Consider the following 20967-nt stretch of genomic DNA (forward strand, 5'->3'; position numbering starts at 1 on the left):
CGCTGGCGTCGTACGACGACATGGCGTGATCGTGGCGGGTCAAGCCGAAGCCAGCCCGACCGCCTCGTCGAAGAGCGGGCCGAAGCCCATCCGGCGGGCTATGTCGGACAGCATCTCGTCCGGATAGAGCTCGAGGTCGTCGAGCAGGACCCCCATGTCCATCGCGCTCATGCCCAGGTCGCCGAGGATGTCGAGGTCACCGGCCGGGAGCTGGTCGTCCTCCTCCTCGGGCAGCGGCAGACCGAGATGTACGACGGCGGAGCGGGCCACCTCCCACTCGTCAGCAGCCGTGATGTCGGAGAGGAGCAGTCGCACCTGTGGGCCTGCCACCCGGACGATCAGGAAGAAGTCCTCGTCGATCGCCACCAGCCCGAGAGCGCCGAAGTCACCCGGGAAACGGCGAAGTGCGGCGGCGAGGGCGTCGACGTCCTCCAGATGGCCGGGGGCGAGCTCCTCGACCTGCCAGACGCCCTCTTCGCGGTAGGCGGCCAGGGCGAAGTCGATGCCCTCCAGCTGGTCCGCTGTCACGGCGCCTCCTCGATCCACTCCGCCTGTCGTGCTCCGTCCCCGTTTGCTGCGAGATGACCGATGCCATCAGTCACCAGCGTGACAGACCGACCACGGTGGGCCAACCCCATTGATGTGGGCCTCTCCAGGGATCACCCTCACCAGGGCGACTGCACTACGTTGTCGGTCATGCGCACCCTCGTCGTCGACCATCCCCTCGTCGCCCACAAGCTGACTGCACTGCGCGACGAGCGGACCGACACCCCGACCTTCCGGCGGCTTGCCGACCAGCTGGTCACCCTGCTCTCCTACGAAGCCACTCGGGAGGTCCGGGTCGGGCCGGTCGACATCCGGACGCCGGTCGGGCCGACCACCGGAGTGCGGCTCTCGATGCCGCAGCCGCTCGTGGTCCCCATCCTGCGCGCCGGACTCGGCATGCTCGAGGGAATGCTTCGGATGCTCCCCACCGCCGAGGTGGGCTTCTTGGGCATGGTCCGCAACGAGGAGACGCTGGAGGCGTCCACCTACGCCGAGCGGCTCCCCGACGACCTCTCCGGTCGGCAGTGCTACGTCCTCGACCCGATGCTCGCCACCGGTGGCACCCTCGCGGCCGCGCTGCGCTTCCTCACCGACCGCGGCGCCGACCACATCACCGCGATCTGCCTGCTCGCCGCCCCCGAGGGCCTCGCCCGTCTCGAGCAGGGCGTCGACGGCATCTCGGTCCCCATCACGGTCGTGACCGCCGCGATCGACGAGCGCCTCAACGACAAGGGCTACATCGTGCCCGGGCTCGGCGACGCCGGGGATCGGCTCTACGGCAGCGCCGGGAGCTGGCTGGGCTGACCACTCGTTAGGCTTGGCCCATGCCGAGCGACAGTCCCGCCCCTTCCGACGCACTCGCCGCCGCGCAGGCGGCGTACGACGAATTCCGCGCCAAGGGCCTGAAGCTCAACATGCAGCGCGGCCAGCCGTCAGACGAGGACTTCGACCTCTCCAACGACCTGGTCAGCATGCTCGGCCCGGACGACCTGACGATGGACGGGATCGACCTGCGCAACTACACCGCCGAGCTCAAGGGCGGTCTGCCGAGCGCGCGCGCGATGTTCGGGCGCTATCTCGGTCTGGAGCCGGAGCAGACGGTCGTCTGGAACAACTCCTCCCTGGAGCTGCAGGGAACGGTGCTCACCTTCGCGCTGCTGCACGGTGTCCGGGGATCCGAGCGGCCCTGGGTGCACCAGCAGCCGAAGATCATCGTGACCGTGCCCGGCTATGACCGGCACTTCCTGCTGCTGCAGACCCTCGGCTTCGAGTTGGTCACCGTCGCGATGGAGGACGACGGACCCGACGTCGCGGCGATCGAGCGGATCGCCGGCAGCGACCCCTCGGTCAAGGGCGTGCTCTTCGTGCCGACCTACTCCAACCCGGGCGGCGAGACGATCAGCGTCGACAAGGCCCAACGGCTGGCCAACCTCGATGCGGCGGCCGACGACTTCACCGTGTTCGCCGACGACGCCTACCGCGCCCACCATCTCGGCCAGCCCGCGAAGACTGTCGATCTGGTCGGCATGTCGGCCGCAGCAGGCAAACCAGATCGGGCGTTCGTCTTCGGCAGCACGAGCAAGATCACCTTCTCCGGAGCCGGCCTCGGCTTCGTCGGGTCGAGCGTGGACAACATCGGCTGGCTGACCAAGCACCTGTCGGCGCAGAGCATCGGGCCGAACAAGATCGAGCAGGCCCGACACGTGCGGTTCTTGGAGACCTATCCGGGTGGGCTCGACGGCCTGATGCGCGACCACGCCGCGATCATCGCCCCCAAGTTCGCGGCCGTCGACGACGTGCTGACCGCCAAGCTGGGCGACACCGGGGAGTTCGCCACCTGGGCCTCTCCCGACGGCGGCTACTTCATCAGCCTCTTCACCACTGCACCCGTCGCGGCGCGAGTCGTGGAGCTGGCGGCGGCCGCGGGAGTGAGCATCACGCCCGCGGGAGCGACGTACCCCAGCGGCGACGACCCGGACAACCGCAACATCCGGATCGCGCCCACTCGGCCGCCCCTCGCGGAAGTGCGCACGTCGATGGAGGTGCTCGCCGCCTGCATCCGGTTGGCCACCGAGGAGTCCCGCGCCGGATAGGTCCGAGCTGGATCCGGGGCTGAGCCCGGCCGACGGGGACCCCGTGGATCGGGCCTGTCCGGCCGACGGTACGTTGAGCAGTGCGTGGCCCGACTGCCCGACCAGACGTCAGCAAGCCTCGCGCGCCGACGTCGAGCACGAACGTCTGGGCCACGCCCGTGTGCGTTCAGGAGGCACCCCGTGAGGATCGGCATTCCCCGCGAATCGATGGTGGGCGAGACCCTGGTGGCCGCGACGGCGCAGACCGCCGGGCAGCTGCACAAGCTGGGGTACGACGTCGTGGTCCAGGCCGGCGCCGGCGACCTGGCCGCTCAGCCGGACCGCAGCTTCACCGACGCCGATATCCCCGTCGGCAGCAGTGACGAGGTGTGGTCCAGCGACATCGTGGTCAAGGTCAACGCCCCCAGTGACGAGGAGATCAGTCGACTCCGCCCCGGCGCGACGGTGATCTCGCTGATGGCACCGGCTCGCAGCCCCGAGCTGCTGCAGCGCCTCGAGGCCGCGGGCGTGACGGGGTTGGCGATGGACGCGGTGCCGCGGATCTCGCGGGCGCAGTCGATGGACGTGCTGTCCTCGATGGCCAACGTGGCGGGCTACCGCGCAGTGATCGAGGCGGCCCACGAGTTCGGCCGCCAGTTCACCGGTCAGGTCACCGCCGCCGGCAAGGTCCCACCGGCTCGAGTGTTCGTGGTCGGTGCCGGCGTCGCCGGACTCGCCGCCATCGGCGCCGCGGGCGCGATGGGGGCAATCGTGCGCGCCTTCGACGTGCGACCCGAGGTCGCCGAGCAGGTCGAGTCGATGGGCGCCCAGTTCGTCACCGTCGAGATGGAGCAGGAGGTCAGCTCCGACGGCTACGCCAAGGAGATGACCGACGCTCAGAAGCAGGCGACCGCCGCGATGTACGACGAGGAGGCGCGGGCCGCCGACATCGTCATCACTACCGCGCTGATCCCGGGGCGTCCGGCACCGGAACTGATCACCGCCGACACGGTGGCCGGGATGCGGACCGGCTCCGTGGTGGTGGACATGGCCGCCGCCAACGGGGGCAACGTAGCCGGCACCGTGGCCGGGGAGAAGGTCGTCACCGACAACGGCGTGATCATCCTCGGCTACACCGACCTAGCGGGGCGGTTGGCCGCGCAGACCTCCCAGCTCTACGGCACCAACGTCGTCAACCTGCTCAAGCTGCTCACGCCCGACAAGGATGGGCAGCTCGTCTTGGACATGGACGACGTGGTCCAGCGCGGCATCACCGTGGTCAAGGACGGCGAGCTGATGTGGCCACCGCCGCCGGTGCAGGTCTCCGCGGCCCGGCCTCCCGCAGCCGCCGCGCCTGCTGAGCAGCCGACCAAGCCCCCACCCGACCCGCGCCGGATCGTCTTCGCCGGCGCCCTCGCGGCGGTGCTGTTCGCCCTGGTCTCCTGGTTCTCCCCCGCGGAGTTCCTGGGTCACTTCACCGTGTTCATGCTGGCGGTCTTCGTGGGCTACTACGTGATCTCCAACGTGCACCACGCTCTGCACACTCCGCTGATGAGTGAGACCAACGCGATCTCGGGAATCATCCTGGTCGGCGGCATCCTCCAGGTCGGCAACGAGGATCCGCTCATCTCCACCCTGGCCGTGCTCGCCGTCCTCGTCGCCAGCATCAACATCTTCGGTGGCTTCCTGGTCACCAAGCGGATGCTCGAGATGTTCCGGAAGGACTGACCCGTGGACGCCTTCTTGAACAACCCACACCTGGGCACCCTGATCCCGGGCATGTACATCATCGCCGGGGTGCTGTTCATCACCGCCCTCGCCGGCCTGTCCAAGCACGAGACCGCCCGCCGCGGCAACGCGTTCGGGATGACCGGGATGACCATCGCGCTGGTGGCGACCTTGCTGAAGGCGGCCCAGCAGACGATGTACGGCGGATTCCGCGGGCTGCCCTACACCCTGGGCCTGATCGCCGCGGCGATGCTGGTCGGCCTGGCGATCGGCGCGTGGCGAGCCCGGACGGTGGAGATGACCGGCATGCCGGAGCTGATCGCGATGCTGCACAGCTTCGTCGGCCTGGCGGCGGTGCTGGTCGGCTACAACTCCTTCCTCGATCCCGGCGTCGGCAACACCGGATCGATGGAGACCATCCACCGCGTCGAGGTGTTCCTCGGAGTCTTCATCGGTGCGGTCACCCTGACCGGGTCGATCGTGGCGTACCTCAAGCTGAGCGCGAAGATGAAGTCCGCGCCGCTGATGCTGCCCGGTCGCCACCTGCTGAACCTGCTGATCCTGCTGGTGTCCCTGGCGCTGCTGATCTGGTTCGTCGTCGACGTGCCCGAGTTCGGTCGCTTCGATCGCGGCATCATTCCGCTGGTGGTGATGACCGTGCTGGCGCTGCTGCTCGGCTTCCACCTGGTTGCGGCCATCGGCGGCGGCGACATGCCGGTGGTGGTCTCGATGCTGAACAGCTACTCCGGCTGGGCGGCAGCAGCCGCCGGGTTCATGCTCAACAACGACCTGCTCATCATCACCGGATCGTTGGTCGGCTCCTCCGGTGCGATCTTGTCCTACATCATGTGCAAGGCGATGAACCGGTCCTTCGTCACCGTCATCGCCGGCGGATTCGGCTCCGACGGCGGTGTGGTCGGCGAGGACCGCGACTACGGCGAGCACCGAGAGATCAACGCAGAGGCCGCCGCCGAACTGCTGGCGAACGCGCACTCGGTGGTGATCACCCCGGGCTACGGGATGGCCACCGCCCAGGCGCAGTACGCCGTCGCCGACCTCACCGCCAAGCTCCGCGCCCGCGGGATCGACGTTCGCTTCGGCATCCACCCCGTCGCCGGGCGCCTGCCCGGACATATGAACGTGCTGCTCGCCGAGGCGAAAGTGCCCTACGACATCGTGCTTGAGATGGACGAGATCAACGACGACCTCCCCGAGACCGACGTCGTGCTCGTCATCGGCGCCAACGACACCGTCAACCCCGCCGCGCTGGAGGAACCCAACTCCCCCATTGCGGGCATGCCCGTGCTCGAGGTCTGGAAGGCACACGACGTGATCGTCTTCAAGCGGTCTATGGCCACGGGGTACGCCGGCGTACAGAACCCGCTCTTCTTCCGCGACAACACCCAGATGCTCTTCGGTGACGCCAAGGAGCGTGTCGAGGACATCATCAAGGCGCTGCCCACTGGGTCGACTCAGGGGACGTCGAGCGCGAAGGCCGCGACCGTCTCGTAGCGCGGTCGTCCTCGCGGACCCTCGCCGAGGTGCGAGGCGACCAGTTCGATGTCGTGCGCGGGCCACTCGGGACCGGCGTACGAGTCGAGCAAGCGCATCCAGCTGGTCACCTCGGTGGGCCGTCCGGTCCGGGCCACGGTGATATGCGGGCGGAAGCGCTGTCCGTCCACGGCGATCCCGGCCCGGTTGGCCGACGCCCGGGCTCCGGTGGCCAGCCGTCGCAGCTCCTCATGGCTGTCGTCGGTGAGGTCGAGGCCGGCCCAGAGCACCCGCGCGCGTGCCGCGTTCGGGAACGCGCCCCCGCCGGCGATCCGGGTGCTGAACGCTGTCCGCTTGCGTGCGGCCCGCTCCAGCCCCGCCTCGAGATCGTCGAGTCGCCGGTCGGGCACCTCGGCCAGAAACGCCAGCGTCACGTGCAGCTGCTCGGGCAGACTCCAGCGCAGCGCGTCACCGCCCTTGGCCGTCGCGGAGCGGCGCACATCCAAGAACTCGTCCAAGTCCTCCACCGCTGCAGGCGGTGGCCGGACGGCCACGAACATCCGCATCGTGCTCAGCGGGCGGGAGCGTCGTCGATCATCTCGACGATGTTAAAGGTCCCGCCCTACGAGCGGGACCTCTTAAGACGGGTATTCCTGGCCCGATAGCGTCAGGTCATGGTCGACAGATGGGCGCAGGCCGCCGCCGTACAGGATTGGATGCAGGCACACGCCCACCACCTCCACCAGCAGCCCGAAGTCGGTCTCGAGCTGCCCGAGACCCACGACTACATCGCCTCCGCACTCAGCGACCTGGGACTACGCTCCGAGGTGCACCCTGCGGCGGGAGTGAGCGCGGTGATCAGCGGTCGCAGCCCCGGGCGGGCGACCGTGCTGCGGGCGGACATGGACGCCCTGCCCGTGCACGAAGACACCGGCTTGGCGCATGCCTCCGAGCGGGACGGAGCCATGCACGCCTGTGGTCACGACCTGCACATGGCGATCCTCCTGGGCGCCGCGGCCTGCCTGGTCGACGAGCCTCCGACGCACGACACAGTCGTGGTGTTCCAGCCCGGAGAGGAGACCGACCGAGGCGCCGTCCCCACCCTGGCGTCGCATCGCAGTCTTGAGGTCGACGACGCCGAGACCTTCGCCCTCCATGTCCACGCGACCTGGCCCGCGGGCACCGTCTTCCATCGGTCCGGCACGTTCATGGCCGCGGGTGACTGGTTCCGGGTGCGGTTCTCCGGACCCGGCGCACATGCCAGTCAGCCACACCTGGCCGGCAACCCGATCGTCGCCGGAGCCGACTTCGTGACCGGCCTGCGTGCCGCGGTGGCAGAGCTGGCCGGGACCGAGCATCTGGTCGCCACCGTGACGGAGAGCCTGATGGGCAACACGGTCAACGTCATCCCCACCGAGGGCACCCTCCGTGGCACCCTGCGCACCCTCAGCGCTGGCCAGCGGACCGCCCTGATCGACCAGCTCGCCACCCTCGCTCAGCAAGCTGCCTCCGATGGCGACCTCGAGGTGGGCGTGGAGATAGTCGAGGGCTATCCCGCTGTCGTCAACAACCCGGCGTACGTCGACCGGCTCGCCGCCGCCCTTGCCGACGCACCGGTGCAGACCCAAGCCATGGAGCACGCCTCGATGGTGATCGAGGACTACGCCTACTTCCTCCAGCGCTGGCCGGGGACGATGGTCTATCTGGGTGCTCAGGTTCCCGGCCACCGCTCCTTCAACCACGCCGCCGACGCGGTCTTCGACGACTCGGTGCTGGCGATCGGCGCGGGCCTGCACCTCCTCGCCGCCGATGGGCTGACCTCCGGCTGACGACCCCTCAGGATCGCCTCACACGGTGAAGCCGACCGGCACCTGCGCACCGTGCACCGTCGTGCTGACCGCGGCGGCGTGGTTGGCCGCGGCAACGGCGTCGGAGAGTGCGGCGCCTGCGGCAAGCCGGACCGCCAGACAGCCCGAGAAGACGTCACCAGCGCCACTGGTATCGACGGTGTCGACGGCCTCGGCGGACACGTGCCGCGACTCGACATCCGGACCCGTGACGTAGGCACCGTGCGAGCCCATCGTCACCACGACCACTCCGGAGAAGTCCAACTCCTCCACGCAGGCGGCGACCTCCGTCAGAGTCTTCGGCTCGATGTCGCGCCGCGCCAACCGACCCAACTCGGCGCAGTTCGGAACCAGCACGTCGACATCGCCGAGGAACTCCAGCACGCCGGAGGGGTCCTCGGGCATCGGCGCCGGGTTGAGCACGACGGTGGCGCCCACGGCACGACCAGCCTTGCAGGCACTCGCCACCGAAGGGATCGGCACTTCCAACTGGACGAGCACCAGGCCGGGCTCTAGCTCGCGCACCGCCGCACCGACGTCAGTCGGCGCCAGCATCGCGTTGGCGCCGGGGTCGACCACGATGTGGTTCTCTCCCGACTCGTCGACGACGACGATCGCGATACCGCTGGCCGCCTCGTCGTACCGTTGCACGGCGCTGATGTCGACGCCTCTCTCGGCCAGCGCGGCGAGTGATCGCGCACCCGGCTCGTCGGCCCCGACTGCGCCGACCATCGCCACCTGGCCGCCGAGGACCGCGGCGGCCGCGGCCTGGTTGGCGCCCTTGCCGCCGGGCGCCAGCGTGCGCCCGGAGGCCAGCACCGTCTCCCCCGGGAGCGGCAGAGCCGAAACCCGCAGACTGGTGTCTTCGTTGAGTGAGCCGACGACACACACGGTGGCGGCGCTCATCGGTCCGCTCCGGCCAAGCGATCGCTCAGGCGTTCGAGCGCGGCGAGGACGAGATCCCAGTAGCGATCCACCTCGAGTCGCATCGCTACCCGCACATTCGGCGACTGGTCGGGATAGCGGCGATGGAGGTCGACGACGGTTGTCCCCCTCGTCCAGCGGCCGTCGAGCTCGACGGCGACGAACGCTTCCCGCCACTCGATGACGTCGGGATCCAGCAGCGCCGCGATGGTGCACGGATCGTGCACAGGCGGCGAGGAGAACTCCCACAGCCGCTCGTAGGAGTCACCGAAGAAGCCCATCCATGCCGCGCAGGTCTGGCCGATCACGCCGGGCACGGCCAACATCTGCTTGACGACGTCCGGTGTCGCGAGTGCCTGGTGGGTGAGGTTGAGGCCCACCATTCGCACCGGGACGTCGGCACGGAGCACCAGGTCCAACGCGTCGGGATCGGCGTAGGTGTTGAACTCCGCGGTGGGCGTGTGGTTCCCGCGCTCGGTCGAGCCGCCCATGAAGACGACCTCGGCGATCCGGGGCGCCACCTCCGGGTGGTCGCGCAGCAACCGACCGACGTTGGTCATCGGACCGGTCACGACCACGGTGACCGGACTGTCGGACTCGACCAGCATCCGCCGGAGGAACCCCACAGCGTCCTCGGCAACCACGTCTGCTGCGGGATCCGGCAGTGGCGGTCCGTCGAGCCCGCTGGCGCCGTGGACGTAGTTGCCCAGTGCGGCATCGCCGAGCAGTGGCCCGGCCGCCCCCGTCGCGACCGGGATCTCGGCGTGTCCGGCAAGCGCTAGCACGCGCTGGATGTTGCGGGTGGCGTCCTCGACCGAGCAGTTGCCGAAGCAGCTGCTGATGCCGAGCAGGCGGACCTGCGGCGAGCCCAGGGCAAGCAGGATCGCCACGGCATCGTCATGACCGGGGTCGCAGTCCAGCAGCACCGGGATCTGCCGGTGCGACGCGGGGTCTGTCACCGAGCTGCTCCGCCGGCCAGCCAGCGCAGCATGCCGCCGACCGCGACGGAGAAGCCGTCCCAGGCCAGGAACTCCTCGGGGCACCAGTGCGGCCCAATGTCGGAGGTCCACACCAGTGACCGACCCTCGCCCACCTCGGCGGCAGCGATCAGCACGTCATCACCGACGGTGGCGATCACCTGCGCCTCCGGCTTGGCCTCGACGTAGTTGTAGCCCAGCAGGTCCGGCGCCCCGGTCGGCCAGCCCGTGGCGATCTCGTGTGCGGCGTCGACGAGCGCGACCGGTGCGCCCTCCGGTGCCTCGACTCGGTCGTCGGACTCGATCATGGTCACGGGCAGCACGTCAGCCAGTGGGCTGCGTGCGAAGTTGGCGCGGGCCTGGAAGCCCTGGAAGCTGAGGTAGCCACCGGCCATCATCAGGCCGCCACCGTTGCGGGTCCAGTCGACCAGAGCACGCAGTGGGTTGCCGCTGCGCTGGCCGCCGAGCCAGGTCTGCTGCGGCAGCACGAAGGAGTTGTAGCCGATGTCGGAGAGGATCACGACGTCGTACGCCGCGAGGCCCTCCAGATCGCGCGGGAAGCTCTCGGGAACGTCGTGGGCATACATCTGCTCGACGGTGATCTCGTGCTCGGCGGCGGCTGCGATGAACGCGTCGGCACCGGTGTGGAACGTCGTGCTGGAGAACTCGTCGAAGCCCTTCACATGGGTGGCGGTCGAGATCCAGCTCTCGCCGGCGAGGAGTACTCGGGTCATCGTTCACTTCTCCTTCACGAAGAGTCGTCGGGGGTTCTGCACCAACAAGGTGTCGATGTCGGTGTCGTGGAGTCCGTGCCGTCTCAGTCGCGGCACGAAGAACTGCAGGATGTGCGCGTAGCCAGGACCACCGTGGCGACGCAGCAGGGACTTCAAGAAGATGTCGTGGCTGAGCAGCACCTGGCCGCCGAAACCGTGCTCGAGGAGCCTGGCGACGTGAACGGCGTTCTCCTCGTCCGACGGGCACTGCACGCCCTGGTCGGCGTAGAAGACCTCCATCCCGATCATGTCGTACTGCAGCCACGCACCGCGGCGCAGGAGCGCCGACTGGTAGGCCAGGTCAGCTCCCGACGGACTCATGTGGCACAGGACCACTCGAGCGGGGTCGACGCCGTACTCGTCGGCGATGTCGAGCACCTCCCCGCCCCGCCTGAACCAGCCGGGAAGGTGAACCTGGACCGGCAGGTCGACCTCACGCTGCGCGAGAAAGGCCCCCCCCAGACTGGCCTGTTCGGCGGGTGTGAAGTCGGCGCTGACCCCGATCTCGCCGATGAAGCCCGGCCGGATCCCGTGCTCACCGTCGGTCAGATCGGCCAGGATCCGCTCGGCCAGGGCCTGCGGCGGCAGACCCTTGACCTCGGTCGGCTGGGCGCCGTCGAGGTAGTAGCCGGTGCCGGCGATGACGTGGACACCAGTGCGCTCACTGATGGTGCGCAGGCTCACCAGGTCACGCCCCACCCCGAGAGAGGTGGCGTCGAGCATCGTGCCGCCCCCGAGGGCGGCGAACCGGCTCAGTTCCTCACAGGCGACATCGAGGTCGTCCAGGATGCAGTTGTCACGGTTGCCGAAGGGGTCCTGGCGCAACTCCCAGAGCAGGTTCTCGCCGACCGGTCCGGAGGCGAACTCCTCGGCGTCCATCAGTTCGAACGTGGTCGGCTGATGCCACGATGTCATGTCGTTGAGCAGGTGCTCATGGGTCAGCACGACGCCGAGGTCGGCCGCGGCGAGCGGACCGCGGACGGTCATGACTGACGGTTCGGTCACGTCCGATTGCCCACGATCCGGCCGAACAGCCTGCTGTTGAGGAAGATGGCCGCGATCAGGATCAGGCCCTGGGTGATCGGCACCCAGTAGACGTCCACTCGAGCCAGCACCAGCCCATTGTTGATGATGCCCAGCGTCAGCGCACCGATGGCCGACCCGACAATAGAGCCGCGGCCACCCATCAGGCTGGTCCCACCGAGCACGACCGCGGTGATCACCTCGAGCTCGAACATGGTGCCCGAGTTGGAGGATCCGCTCGCCAGCCGAGCCGCGGTGATGATGCCGGCCACTCCGGCCAGCACACCGGTCAGAGCGAGCACGGCCACCTGGATCCACCGGATGTCGACACCTGCGCGTCGCAAGGACTCGGCGTTGGAACCGACCGCGGTGACGTAGCGGCCGAACCGGGTGTGGTTGAAGACGTACCACCCGACGACGACCGCCAGCAGGGCCAGCCAGGTCGGCGTGAAGATGCCGGCCAGCTTGCCGTTGCCGAGTGGCAGCAGGAGCTTCGAGGTGATCGGGGTGCTGTAGCCGTCGGTGATCAGCAGCGCGACGCCGCGGACCGCGGTGAGCGCCGCCAGGGTGACGATGAAGGACTGGACCTTGCCGAACGCGGTGATCACACCGTTGGCCATCCCGATCGCCAGGGCGATCGCGAGCGTGCCCAGCAAGGCGACCAGTCCGTTGCCGGACTCGGCGAAGATGCCGAGGGCGGCGGCGGACAACCCGACGATCGACCCGACCGACAAGTCGATCTGCCCGGTCGTGATGACGAAGGTCATGCCCACCGCGACGATGACCGTCGGAGCCACCTGACGCAACACGTTGACCAGGTTCTGACTGGTGAAGAAGGCGTCGGAGGAGACGCTGAAGTAGGCGAACAGCACGACGAAGACCGCGCTGATCGAGATCACCCCGAAGTTCTTCGCCACGAACTCCATGCGCATGTCTTTGGCGCTTGCGACGTTGGCACTCATCTGTTCACTTCCCCATCATCGCGGTCACCAGACCGGTCAGGTCGGTCTCGGTCGGGATCAGTTCCCGGTGGTTGACACCCTCGTGCAGCACCACGAAGCGGTCGGCGACCTCGAAGAGGTCCTGCAGTCGGTGGGTGATCAAGATGACGCTCACTCCGCGCGAAGACACGTCTCGGATGAGCTGCAGGGTCATCTCGACCTCGCGCGCCGCCAGCGCGGCGGTGGGCTCGTCGAGGACCAGCACCTTCGGGTCGAAGGTGACCGCACGAGCGATGGCAATCGCCTGCCGTTGGCCACCGGACATGTTCCCGACCATCTGACGCGTGTCGGAGATCCGGATGTGCAGCTTGGCGAGGTCCTCGGCCGCCTCACGGTGCATGCGGGCGTGGTCGAGCTTGCGGGTCACCGGGTGGTAGGGCTCCCGACCGAGGAACAGGTTGCCGGCGACATCCACGTCGTTGCACAGTGCCAGGTCCTGGTAGACCATCTCGATGCCGTGCGCCCGCGCTGCTCGTGGGCCGGTGCCGGTCAGCTCGTCGCCGTCGACCAGGATTCGACCCTGATCCGGGACGACCGCGCCAGCCAACATCTTCATCAGCGTGGACTTGCCGGCCCCGTTGTCGCCGACCAGTCCGACGACCTCACCTCGGGCGACGCTCAGGTCGACGCCACGGAGCACCTTGAGCGCTCCGAAGCTCTTCGTGATGCCCTGCATCTCCACCCGGGCCGGCGCACCGGCCCGGGTGCTTGCCTCGCTCGTCATCGATCCGCTCTCACTCGAAGATCGAACGGAAGTCGTCGACGTTGTCCTTGGTCACGATCGTGATCGGGACGTCGATGAAGCCCTTGGCCGTCGCGCCACCGATCACCGCCTTGAGCTCGTTCACGGCCTCGACACCCTCCTGCTTCGGGTTCTGCTGGACCACTGCGGTCACCAGACCGCTGTCGACCCCCTCGATCACCTCGGCGGTGAGATCCCAGCCGATGATCTTGGTCTTGCCCGACGGGTCGAGCGCGGCCACCGCACCCACCGTGGCCGGCTCACCGGTCGTGTAGACGAAGTCCAGGTCCGGCTGCGCGGTCACCAGGTTCTGCGCGGCGTTGGCCGCCTTCTCCTGCACGTTGTCGCCGTTGACGCTCTGGGTGAACTTCGCCCCGGCGTCGTCGATGACCTTGCGGAAGCTGTCCTCACGCTGGTTCTGGATGAAGGAGTTCCGGGCGTCGACGACGCCGTACGACGCACCGTCCGCGAGACCCTGGTCGACCACCCACTGGCCGGCCTCGGCGCCTGCCTTCTCGTTGTCGACACCGACGAAGGTGTCGACCGAGCCGTCCTCGAGCTGGGCGTCGATGGCGACCACCTTGATGCCGGCATCCTTCGCGGCCTTGACCGCCGGAAGCACGCCGTTGACATCGATGGCGACCACGATCAGGCCGGTCACCTGCTGGGAGACGAAGTTCTCGATGTCGCTGTTCTGCTTCGACGAGTCGTTGTTGGCGTTGGCGATCGTCAGGTCACAGCCCGCGCTCTTGGCCGCCTCCTCCGCACCCTCGTTCATCTGGGTGAAGAAGGCTGCGGTCTGGTTGATCTGGGTCATCCCGATGACGCACTTGTCGCTGCTGCCACCGTTGTCCGACGCCTTCGGTTCTTCGTTGCCGGTGCTGCAGGCGGCCAGCGCCAGCACTGCCGAGCAGGTTGCGACTGCTACCCACCTGTTCACGTTCCTGGTCATGCCGGCCTCCTTGGGCAATCGATTTCCGACGTGGGTGGGATCGTAGTGACGTGATCCGGGCCACGTCCATAGGCTTGGTAATCGATTTCCATATGGTGAGACAGATTCGCCCCGATAGGGCAGGATGCCCACGTGCAGCCAGGCAGTCGGCGCCCCCGGATGGCAGATGTGGCCGAGCGTGCCGGCGTCTCGGTCGCCACCGTCTCGCGCGCCCTCAGCGGAAGCCGCACCGTCGACCCACAACTCGCCGACCGCGTGACCAGGGCAGCCGAGGAGTTGGGCTACCGGGTCAACCTGGTCGGCCGGGCACTGCGCCAGACCCGGTCCTCGACCGTCGGGCTGATCGTCCCCGACCTCGACAACCCGTTCTTCTCCGCCCTTGCCCAGCATCTGGCGCGAGCCTTCACCGAGACCGACAGCGACCTGCTCGTCTACAGCGCCGACAGCTCGCTGGCCACCGAGCTCCGAGGTGTCCACTCCTTCCTCGGCCGGCAGGTGGATGCCTTGGTGATGATCCCCGTCCACGAGCAGGGCAGTGCCGCGGCCGTCGACCTCGCCGCGGCCGTCGTACCCACCGTGCAGCTCGACCGTTGCGTGCCGAGCACCCACGCTCACTTCGTGGGGGTGAACAACCACCGCGGCATGGAACTCGTCGGAGAGCACGTCGGCACCTGGGTGGACCGAAAGCAGCAGCCGGTCGTGCTGATCGGCGCCGAGCCGAGCTCCTCCTCGGCCCACGAGCGGCTCGACGGCTTCCGGCGGGTGTTCGGCGAAGACACGCCGGTCCTGCTCGGGTCCTTCTCTACCGAGTGGGGGCACACCGCCGCCCAGCGGCTCCTCGACGAGGGCTGGAAGCAAGCCACCATCGTGACGGCCGCGGACGTGATCGCCGTCGGCGTGCTCGCCCAGATCCTGCATCGGGGGCACAGTGTGCCTGGCGACTTCCGTGTCGTCGGCTTCGACGGCGTCGGCGCCGCTGCTCTGGCCCAGCCGACCCTGACCACCATCCGGCAACCGGTCGAGGCGATGACCCTGGCCATCCGCGACCTCATCGAAGCCGGCGCATCGGAGGGCCATCCGGGCGGCGTGGCGAATGACCACGACGACGGCCCGGGTGTGGCGCATCGCTTCGACCCGATGTTCGTTCCCGGCGAGACCAGTCCCGCTGAGCACCTCGGCTCGCCGACCCGGGCATAGTGGACTGCCGGCGATCATCCTCAGGAGGTGCACGGTGCAGCAGGCCGATCCGGCGTTGCATCTGCCCGCCACCGCGGCGTTCGACGACTCCTGGCGAGACGTGGCCGTGGTCGGCGGCGGGATCATCGGGCTGGCGGTGGCGCGTGAGCTGACCCGGCGCCGACCGGGGCTGGGGATCACTCTGGTCGAGAAGGAGCCGGCCCTCGCCAGTCACCAGACCGGGCGCAACTCCGGCGTGATCCACTCGGGCATCTACTACCCGCCCGGCTCGCTCAAGGCGCGGCTGTGCGCGGCGGGTAGCCGGTCGATGGTCGCCTTCGCGCAGGAGCACGGCATCGCCCACGAGGTGTGCGGGAAGCTCGTCGTCGCCACCGAGGAGGGCGAGCGCGCTGGCCTGGACCGTCTCTTCCAACGGGGGTTGGAGAACGGTCTGGCCGTCACCAAGATCACCGCCGCCGAGGCGCGTGAGACCGAACCCCATCTGGCCTGCGTCGAGGCCGTCCGGGTGCCGTCTACCGGCATCGTCGACTACCGCGGCGTGTGTCGAGCGCTGGCCGAGGAGGCCACGTCGGCGGGGGCCGAGGTCGTCACGGGGGTAGAGGTGACGGGGATACGGCGCACCACCGGCGGACGGATCGTCGAGACCACCCACGGAGATCTGAAGGCACGCTTCGTGGTCACCTGCGGTGGTCTGCAGAGCGACCGGCTGGCGCGCCTGTCCGGAGCGGATCCGGGCGCACGGATCGTGCCTTTCCGAGGTGAGTACTACGAGCTCGCGCCCGATCGCAGCAACCTGGTCAAGACGCTGATCTATCCGGTTCCCGATCCAGACTTCCCGTTCCTGGGCGTGCATCTGACCAAGATGGTCGGCGGCCACGTGCACGCGGGACCCAACGCGGTGCTCGCGCTGGCTCGGGAGGGCTATCCGAAGCGTGATCTGAACCTGGCCGACCTCCGAGACGCGGTGGGCTACCCCGGCCTCCGGCGGCTCGCGCGCCGACACTGGCGGGCCGGCCTGCAGGAGATACATCGCTCGTTCTCCAAGCGTGCCTTCGCCCGCAGCGTGCAACGGCTCGTCCCGGAGATCACCGAGGACGACCTCGTGCCCGCCCCCGCGGGCATCCGGGCACAGGCGCTCCGAGCCGACGGCAGTCTGGTCGACGACTTCTTGCTGGTCGAGGAGGCCGACGCGCTCCACGTCTGCAACGCCCCTTCCCCCGCCGCGACTGCGGCCCTGGAGATCGCTCACACGATCTGCGATCGGATCCAGCCCGCGCCCTCTCGCTGACCTTGCGTCGGTCAAGCAGTCGGGTGCTGACGGAAGGGGCATGGTGGCCCCAGAATGTCCTTCCGTGACGTCCTTCGACGCGGCCGCCGAGACCTCCGGGCGCTCCGCGCTCGCCGAGCCCACCACCAATCCGCCCTGGAGCTGGGTCAGCGCACTGAGCCTGGTCAACCTCGGCATCACGGCCGGCTGGTTCGGCCCGATCCAAGTGCTGCTCGCCGAGCAGGCCCGCGCGATCTCGCCGGACCACAAGGAGCAGGTGCTCGGCTGGGTGCTCGGCGTGGGCGCCTTCGTCTCCACGGTGTGCAACCCGTTGTTCGGCGCATTCTCCGACCGCACCACCTTGCGGATGGGCCGGCGGCTGCCCTGGATCCTGGTCGGCGCCGCGGGTGGCGCACTCTCCCTGGTGGTGCTCTCGGTGGCCGAGAGCGTGCCGATGATGATGCTCGGCTGGTGCGGCGTGCAGATGTTCTTGAACGCCATGTACGCCGCGGTGACGGCCGCCGTACCCGATCAGGTGCCCGAAGCCCGCCGCGGACTGGTCGGCGGCCTCCTGGCCATCGCACAGACCCTCGGAGTCGTCGGAGGTGTCGGGATCGCTTCGGTGACAGGCAGCATCGCCGCCGGCTACCTCGTCACGATCGCGGTCCTGCTCGTCCTCACCCTCCCCTATGCGTTGCGCTCCCGCGACCTCGCGCTGCCCCGGGACTATCGGCCGCCGCCGTTCCAACTCGGCCGGTTCTTGTCCTCGTTCTGGGTCTCGCCGCGCCGCCATCCCGACTTCGCCTGGACCTGGATCACCCGGTTCCTGGTCAACATCGGCAACTACGTCGGCACGATGTACCTGCTCTACTTCGTCACCGACGGCCTCGGCTTCTCCGAGGACGAAGGCCCCGACAAGGTCTTCTGGCTGACCGTGATCTATGCGCTCACCATGGTCTTCACCACGGCATTCGGTGGTGCCTGGAGCGACCGGCTCGGCCGCCGCAAGGTGTTCGTGATCTGGTCCGGCATCGTCGCCGGCACCGCCACCTTGATCCTGGCCATCCCCCAGACCTACCCGGCCGCCGTCGTCGCGGCAGCGGTCCTCGGGGTCGGCTATGGCATCTACACCGCCGTCGACTTCGCGCTGATCACCCAGGTCTTGCCCGCCGCCGAGGGCCGCGCAGGACCTCGGCGTCATCAACATCGCCAACGCCCTCCCGCAGGTGTTCGCCCCGATCATCGCCGGCCTGCTGCTCACCCTGGTCCGCAACTCCGGCGGCTCGGTGGCCACCCACGGCGAGTCGTGGTCTTTGGGGTACGGCGTGGTCTACGGCTTCGCCTTCGTGGTCAGCGTCCTCGGCTCGATCTTCGTCACCCGGATCCGCTCGGTCCGGTGACCGATCAGCTCGCGTCGGCCTCCTGGCGGCGTACGACGGGAGCCTTGGCGACGTAGACGACCACGAAGCTGAGCACCAGCGCAGCGAGGACGCCGATGTTGGCGTAGGCCCAGTCACCGTCCTTGCCGCCCATGCCCAGCGGGCCGAGCAGGTAACCCTGCCAGTTGTTCCAGGAGGCGTCGGCGAACTGGTTGATGACCAGTCCCCAGCCGATGATCGAGGCGCCCACCATGGTGCCGATCGCAACCCAGTCGACCGAGCCGTAGCGACCCTTCGGATCGAACAGGGCGACCTCGTCGTAGTCCCGCTTGCGCAGGGCGATGTCGGCGATCATGATCCCCGCCCAGGACGCGAGCGGCACACCTAGCGTGATCAGGAAGCTCTGGAACGGGCCGAGGAAGTCGTCGGTGAAGAACACGACGTAGATCGTGCCCAGGGTGAGGATCACACCGTCGACGAAGGCCGCGCTCGGGCGAGGAATGCGGACGCCTAGCGAAAGCAAGGTCAACCCGGACGAGTAGATCCCCAGCACGGCACCGCTGACCAGGGCCAGGATGGCGCAGATCAGGAAGGGCACGAGGTACCACGTCGGCAGCAGCGTCGCCAGTGTCCCGATCGGATCGGCGGCGACACCGTCGAGGACCTTCGGCGAGGACCCGGCCAGGGCCAGACCATAGAGGACCAGCAGCACGGGCGCGATCGCGCCGCCGAAGGTGTTCCAGACGACGATGCCTACCGACGAGGAGTCGTGGTGCTGATAGCGCGACCAGTCGGCTGCGATGTTGATCCAGCCGAGACCGAAGCCGGTCATCACCATGGTGAGGGCGCCGATCACCGACTGGGTAGAGCCCGCCGGAATCGCGGACACCGCCGACCAGTCGATGTCCTTCAAGGTGAGCAGGATGTAGCCGATCGTGACGATCCCGGTGATCCAGGTCAGCCAGGACTGCATCTTCATGATGATGTGATAGCCGGCGACCGAGGCCGACACGATCAGCGCGGCCACGACGACGGCGGCCACGATCTTGGTGGCGTTGCCGTCGCTCCAGCCGAGCTCGCTGAAGACCGTCGCCGTCGCGAGCACGGCCATGATCGCCAAGAAGGTCTCCCAGCCGATGGAGACCAGCCACGAGATCACTCCGGGCACCTTCTGCCCGACGACGCCGAATGGCGCGCGGGACAGGATCATCGTCGGCGCGGAGCCGCGCTTGCCGGCGATCGCGATGATCCCGCACAGCATGAAGGACACGGTGATCCCGACGACGGCGACGAAGACGCCCTGCCAGAAGGAGATCCCGAAGTAGAGGATGAACGCCGCATAGCTGACCCCGAACACCGACACGTTGGCGGCGAACCAGGGCCAGAACAGGTTGGCCGGACGAGCGGTGCGCTCGGCCTCGTCGATGATCTCGATGCCGGTGGTCTCGACACCGAGGCGGCGCGTCTCGGCGTACGTCGTGGAGTCGGTCATAGGCCCATCGTGCACCTCGCAACGAGTGAGGGCGAGCCCCACCCCTGGTACTCCGGGTGGGGCGCGGACGCAGGGCTACGGCGGCAGGTCATACTTCGTGGTCGCTCGAGCAACCGTTCTCTATGACGTCCGCGAGGAGCGGGCCGAGGCGGCGAGCAGTGCGTTCGGCGGCGGCGACGACGTTCGAGGGATCGATGGCGTCCTCGCTGCCCTCGATCGCGGTCACCACCGAGACCCCGAACAGCTCGAGCCCAGCCTCGCGAGCGGCGATGGCCTCCGGAACGGTCGACATGCCGACCAGGTCCGCGCCGACCCGACGCAGCCACTCGGCCTCCGCCGCGGTGTTGTAGTGCGGGCCGCGGAGCTGGGCGTAGACGCCCTCTGCCAGCTCAGGGTCGAGCTCACCCGCTCGCGCTCGCAGCCGCGGCGACCAGGCATCGGTGAGATCCACGAAGTGCGCCCCCTCTATCGGCGAGACACCGGTGGCGTTGACGTGATCGCTGATCACGATGGGCCGCCCGATCTCCCAGTCCGGACGCAAGGACCCGTTCGCGTTGGTCAGCACGGCCACCCGACAGCCGAGCGCGGCGGCGGTCCGCACGCCGTGCACGACCGGTCGCGGCCCGTGCCCTTCGTAGAGATGGGTCCGTCCGGACAGCACCAGCACCGCTGCGCCGTCGAGGTCGAACCCCAGCAGCTCACCACGATGTCCCTCGGCGGCCGGGGTCAAGAAGTGCGGGACCTCCGCCATCGGCATCCGCGCGAACGGCTCACCCCAGGAGTCGATCGCCGGGGCCCAACCGGAGCCGAGCACCAGCACGGCGTCGTACGACGACCGTCCGGTGCGAGCACGCACCGCCTCGGCGGCTTCACGGGCGGCCCGGAAGGGACCCACGGGTCAGCGACCGGCGATCGACACGGCCAGCCCGGCCAGATGACCCAGTCTGGCCAGTTCGCTGTCGAGGAACTCCGGACCGCCACTGCGACCCAGCACGACGATCTCGTCGTCGAGCAGCGGTGCACCACACAGCAGCGTGACGTCGTCGACCGGTGGGAGCCGCTCGGCCTGCTTCAGATCCGCCCAGGGCAGTTCGGTCGGTGCGGCCTCGGTCGCGCTGACCGCCACCGCGCCGTCGGCAGTGTGGCGCACCCGGGCGGCCCAGTCGACCCGGAACGCGACGGGCAGCATGCCGGCCAGCCGGTCCAACGCTTGCTCTCGATGGACGGTCAGCTCTTCGACCACTTCCAAGTCGAGCAGCAGGTTCCCGCCTGCGGCGTAGCGGCTGATCCACACCACCCGGACACCCTCGACCGCGTTGCACGCCGACACCACCGAGTCCGGCATCACGCCGGCCGCGAGCTCCAGCATCACGTCGTCGACTGCGGTGCCGTCGGGGCGATGCTCCACGATCTCGATGGCCTCGATGTCACCACCGCCGGCACCGATCGCGGACGCGACCCGACCCAGGGAGCCCGGGACGTCGGGCAACTCGACTCGCAACAGGAAAGGCACGGTTCGAGGCTAGACGACACATGTTGCCGCGATGTTTCCGTGC

Annotated in this window: 20 protein-coding genes; 8 read left to right on the forward strand and 12 right to left on the reverse strand. The window is 68.7% G+C overall.

Annotated elements, in window-relative coordinates; genetic code table 11:
* Nucleotides 1–39: 39 nt before the first annotated feature.
* Nucleotides 40–528, reverse strand: coding sequence for a tRNA adenosine deaminase-associated protein (locus QM714_RS12235; protein ID WP_415100793.1), 489 nt, complete (start codon nucleotides 526–528; stop codon nucleotides 40–42).
* A gap of 168 nt (nucleotides 529–696) precedes the next feature.
* Here QM714_RS12235 and upp point away from each other — a divergent pair, with 168 nt between their 5' ends.
* From upp to pntB, 4 genes are all read left to right on the forward strand, one after another.
* Entirely contained in the window at nucleotides 697–1350 is a 654-nt protein-coding gene (gene upp, locus QM714_RS12240) for a uracil phosphoribosyltransferase (protein WP_415100795.1), read from the forward strand.
* A gap of 20 nt (nucleotides 1351–1370) precedes the next feature.
* The gene (locus QM714_RS12245) at nucleotides 1371–2639 is read left to right on the forward strand and encodes an aminotransferase (protein WP_415100797.1); all 1269 of its coding nucleotides are present in this window, start codon (nucleotides 1371–1373) and stop codon (nucleotides 2637–2639) included.
* A 180-nt stretch (nucleotides 2640–2819) separates the two neighbouring features.
* Nucleotides 2820–4346, forward strand: a complete 1527-nt coding sequence (locus QM714_RS12250; protein WP_415100799.1) for a Re/Si-specific NAD(P)(+) transhydrogenase subunit alpha — start codon at nucleotides 2820–2822, stop codon at nucleotides 4344–4346.
* 51 nt (nucleotides 4347–4397) lie between these two features.
* Entirely contained in the window at nucleotides 4398–5858 is a 1461-nt protein-coding gene (gene pntB / locus QM714_RS12255; RefSeq protein WP_415101086.1) for a Re/Si-specific NAD(P)(+) transhydrogenase subunit beta, read from the forward strand.
* Here the strand turns inward: pntB and thpR are convergent.
* A complete protein-coding gene (gene thpR, locus QM714_RS12260; protein WP_415100801.1) occupies nucleotides 5819–6364 on the reverse strand; it encodes an RNA 2',3'-cyclic phosphodiesterase in 546 nt (181 codons plus the stop codon). The two genes, pntB and thpR, sit on opposite strands and share 40 nt — an antisense overlap.
* Nucleotides 6365–6511: 147 nt before the next feature.
* Here thpR and QM714_RS12265 point away from each other — a divergent pair, with 147 nt between their 5' ends.
* Nucleotides 6512–7666, forward strand: a complete 1155-nt coding sequence (locus tag QM714_RS12265) for a M20 metallopeptidase family protein (protein WP_415100803.1) — start codon at nucleotides 6512–6514, stop codon at nucleotides 7664–7666.
* 18 nt (nucleotides 7667–7684) lie between these two features.
* Here the strand turns inward: QM714_RS12265 and QM714_RS12270 are convergent, their stop codons facing one another.
* From QM714_RS12270 to QM714_RS12300, 7 genes are read right to left on the reverse strand one after another with little or no spacing between them, the layout of a single operon-like run.
* Complete coding sequence (locus tag QM714_RS12270; RefSeq protein WP_415100805.1) at nucleotides 7685–8590, reverse strand: ribokinase; 906 nt, start codon at nucleotides 8588–8590, stop codon at nucleotides 7685–7687.
* A complete protein-coding gene (locus QM714_RS12275; RefSeq protein ID WP_415100807.1) occupies nucleotides 8587–9567 on the reverse strand; it encodes a nucleoside hydrolase in 981 nt (326 codons plus the stop codon). The genes QM714_RS12270 and QM714_RS12275 overlap by 4 nt, the downstream gene beginning before the upstream one ends.
* Nucleotides 9564–10319 (reverse strand): glutamine amidotransferase, encoded by a 756-nt coding sequence (locus QM714_RS12280; protein WP_415100809.1) that lies wholly within the window; start codon nucleotides 10317–10319, stop codon nucleotides 9564–9566. Before QM714_RS12280 ends, QM714_RS12275 begins: the two co-directional genes overlap by 4 nt.
* A 3-nt stretch (nucleotides 10320–10322) precedes the next feature.
* On the reverse strand, nucleotides 10323–11363 hold the full coding sequence (locus QM714_RS12285; RefSeq protein ID WP_415100811.1) for a phosphotriesterase: 1041 nt from the start codon (nucleotides 11361–11363) through the stop codon (nucleotides 10323–10325).
* On the reverse strand, nucleotides 11360–12343 hold the full coding sequence (locus QM714_RS12290) for an ABC transporter permease (RefSeq protein WP_415100813.1): 984 nt from the start codon (nucleotides 12341–12343) through the stop codon (nucleotides 11360–11362). The genes QM714_RS12285 and QM714_RS12290 overlap by 4 nt, the downstream gene beginning before the upstream one ends.
* A gap of 4 nt (nucleotides 12344–12347) precedes the next feature.
* Entirely contained in the window at nucleotides 12348–13106 is a 759-nt protein-coding gene (locus QM714_RS12295) for an ATP-binding cassette domain-containing protein (RefSeq protein WP_415100815.1), read from the reverse strand.
* A 10-nt stretch (nucleotides 13107–13116) separates the two neighbouring features.
* The gene (locus QM714_RS12300; RefSeq protein ID WP_415100817.1) at nucleotides 13117–14076 is read right to left on the reverse strand and encodes a substrate-binding domain-containing protein; all 960 of its coding nucleotides are present in this window, start codon (nucleotides 14074–14076) and stop codon (nucleotides 13117–13119) included.
* 159 nt (nucleotides 14077–14235) lie between these two features.
* Between QM714_RS12300 and QM714_RS12305 the strand changes: the two genes are divergently transcribed.
* From QM714_RS12305 to QM714_RS12315, 3 genes are all read left to right on the forward strand, one after another.
* Complete coding sequence (locus QM714_RS12305) at nucleotides 14236–15273, forward strand: LacI family DNA-binding transcriptional regulator (RefSeq protein WP_415100819.1); 1038 nt, start codon at nucleotides 14236–14238, stop codon at nucleotides 15271–15273.
* Between the two features lie 34 nt (nucleotides 15274–15307).
* Nucleotides 15308–16561: an L-2-hydroxyglutarate oxidase gene (lhgO, locus tag QM714_RS12310; RefSeq protein WP_415100821.1), complete on the forward strand. Its 1254-nt coding sequence runs from the start codon at nucleotides 15308–15310 to the stop codon at nucleotides 16559–16561.
* A gap of 64 nt (nucleotides 16562–16625) precedes the next feature.
* Nucleotides 16626–17996 carry an MFS transporter gene (locus tag QM714_RS12315; protein ID WP_415100823.1) on the forward strand — a complete coding sequence of 457 codons (1371 nt, stop codon included), beginning with the start codon at nucleotides 16626–16628 and terminating at the stop codon, nucleotides 17994–17996.
* On the opposite strand, the gene QM714_RS12320 is transcribed toward QM714_RS12315, so the two are convergent.
* The 3 genes from QM714_RS12320 to QM714_RS12330 form a co-directional block, all read right to left on the reverse strand.
* The gene (locus QM714_RS12320; RefSeq protein WP_415100825.1) at nucleotides 17945–19411 is read right to left on the reverse strand and encodes a purine-cytosine permease family protein; all 1467 of its coding nucleotides are present in this window, start codon (nucleotides 19409–19411) and stop codon (nucleotides 17945–17947) included. The genes QM714_RS12315 and QM714_RS12320 overlap by 52 nt on opposite strands.
* A gap of 88 nt (nucleotides 19412–19499) precedes the next feature.
* On the reverse strand, nucleotides 19500–20306 hold the full coding sequence (locus tag QM714_RS12325) for a purine-nucleoside phosphorylase (protein WP_415100827.1): 807 nt from the start codon (nucleotides 20304–20306) through the stop codon (nucleotides 19500–19502).
* Nucleotides 20307–20309: 3 nt separating this feature from the next.
* A complete protein-coding gene (locus QM714_RS12330; protein WP_415100829.1) occupies nucleotides 20310–20924 on the reverse strand; it encodes an amino acid-binding protein in 615 nt (204 codons plus the stop codon).
* Between the last annotated feature and the right edge of the window lie 43 nt (nucleotides 20925–20967).

Source organism: Nocardioides sp., from assembly GCF_047602075.1.
Taxonomy (GTDB): domain Bacteria; phylum Actinomycetota; class Actinomycetes; order Propionibacteriales; family Nocardioidaceae; genus Nocardioides.

Excerpts from the sequence above, each read along its gene's own strand:
- QM714_RS12290 (WP_415100813.1), bottom strand. The coding sequence starts at position 12,343 with ATGAGTGCCAACGTCGCAAGCGCCAAAGACATGCGCATGGAGTTCGTG.
- QM714_RS12320 (WP_415100825.1), bottom strand. The coding sequence starts at position 19,411 with ATGACCGACTCCACGACGTACGCCGAGACGCGCCGCCTCGGTGTCGAG.
- QM714_RS12295 (WP_415100815.1), bottom strand. The coding sequence starts at position 13,106 with ATGACGAGCGAGGCAAGCACCCGGGCCGGTGCGCCGGCCCGGGTGGAG.
- QM714_RS12305 (WP_415100819.1), top strand. The coding sequence starts at position 14,236 with ATGGCAGATGTGGCCGAGCGTGCCGGCGTCTCGGTCGCCACCGTCTCG.
- upp (WP_415100795.1), top strand. The coding sequence starts at position 697 with ATGCGCACCCTCGTCGTCGACCATCCCCTCGTCGCCCACAAGCTGACT.
- pntB (WP_415101086.1), top strand. The coding sequence starts at position 4,398 with ATGTACATCATCGCCGGGGTGCTGTTCATCACCGCCCTCGCCGGCCTG.
- QM714_RS12270 (WP_415100805.1), bottom strand. The coding sequence starts at position 8,590 with ATGAGCGCCGCCACCGTGTGTGTCGTCGGCTCACTCAACGAAGACACC.
- QM714_RS12245 (WP_415100797.1), top strand. The coding sequence starts at position 1,371 with ATGCCGAGCGACAGTCCCGCCCCTTCCGACGCACTCGCCGCCGCGCAG.
- QM714_RS12265 (WP_415100803.1), top strand. The coding sequence starts at position 6,512 with ATGGTCGACAGATGGGCGCAGGCCGCCGCCGTACAGGATTGGATGCAG.
- QM714_RS12300 (WP_415100817.1), bottom strand. The coding sequence starts at position 14,076 with ATGACCAGGAACGTGAACAGGTGGGTAGCAGTCGCAACCTGCTCGGCA.
- QM714_RS12280 (WP_415100809.1), bottom strand. The coding sequence starts at position 10,319 with ATGACCCGAGTACTCCTCGCCGGCGAGAGCTGGATCTCGACCGCCACC.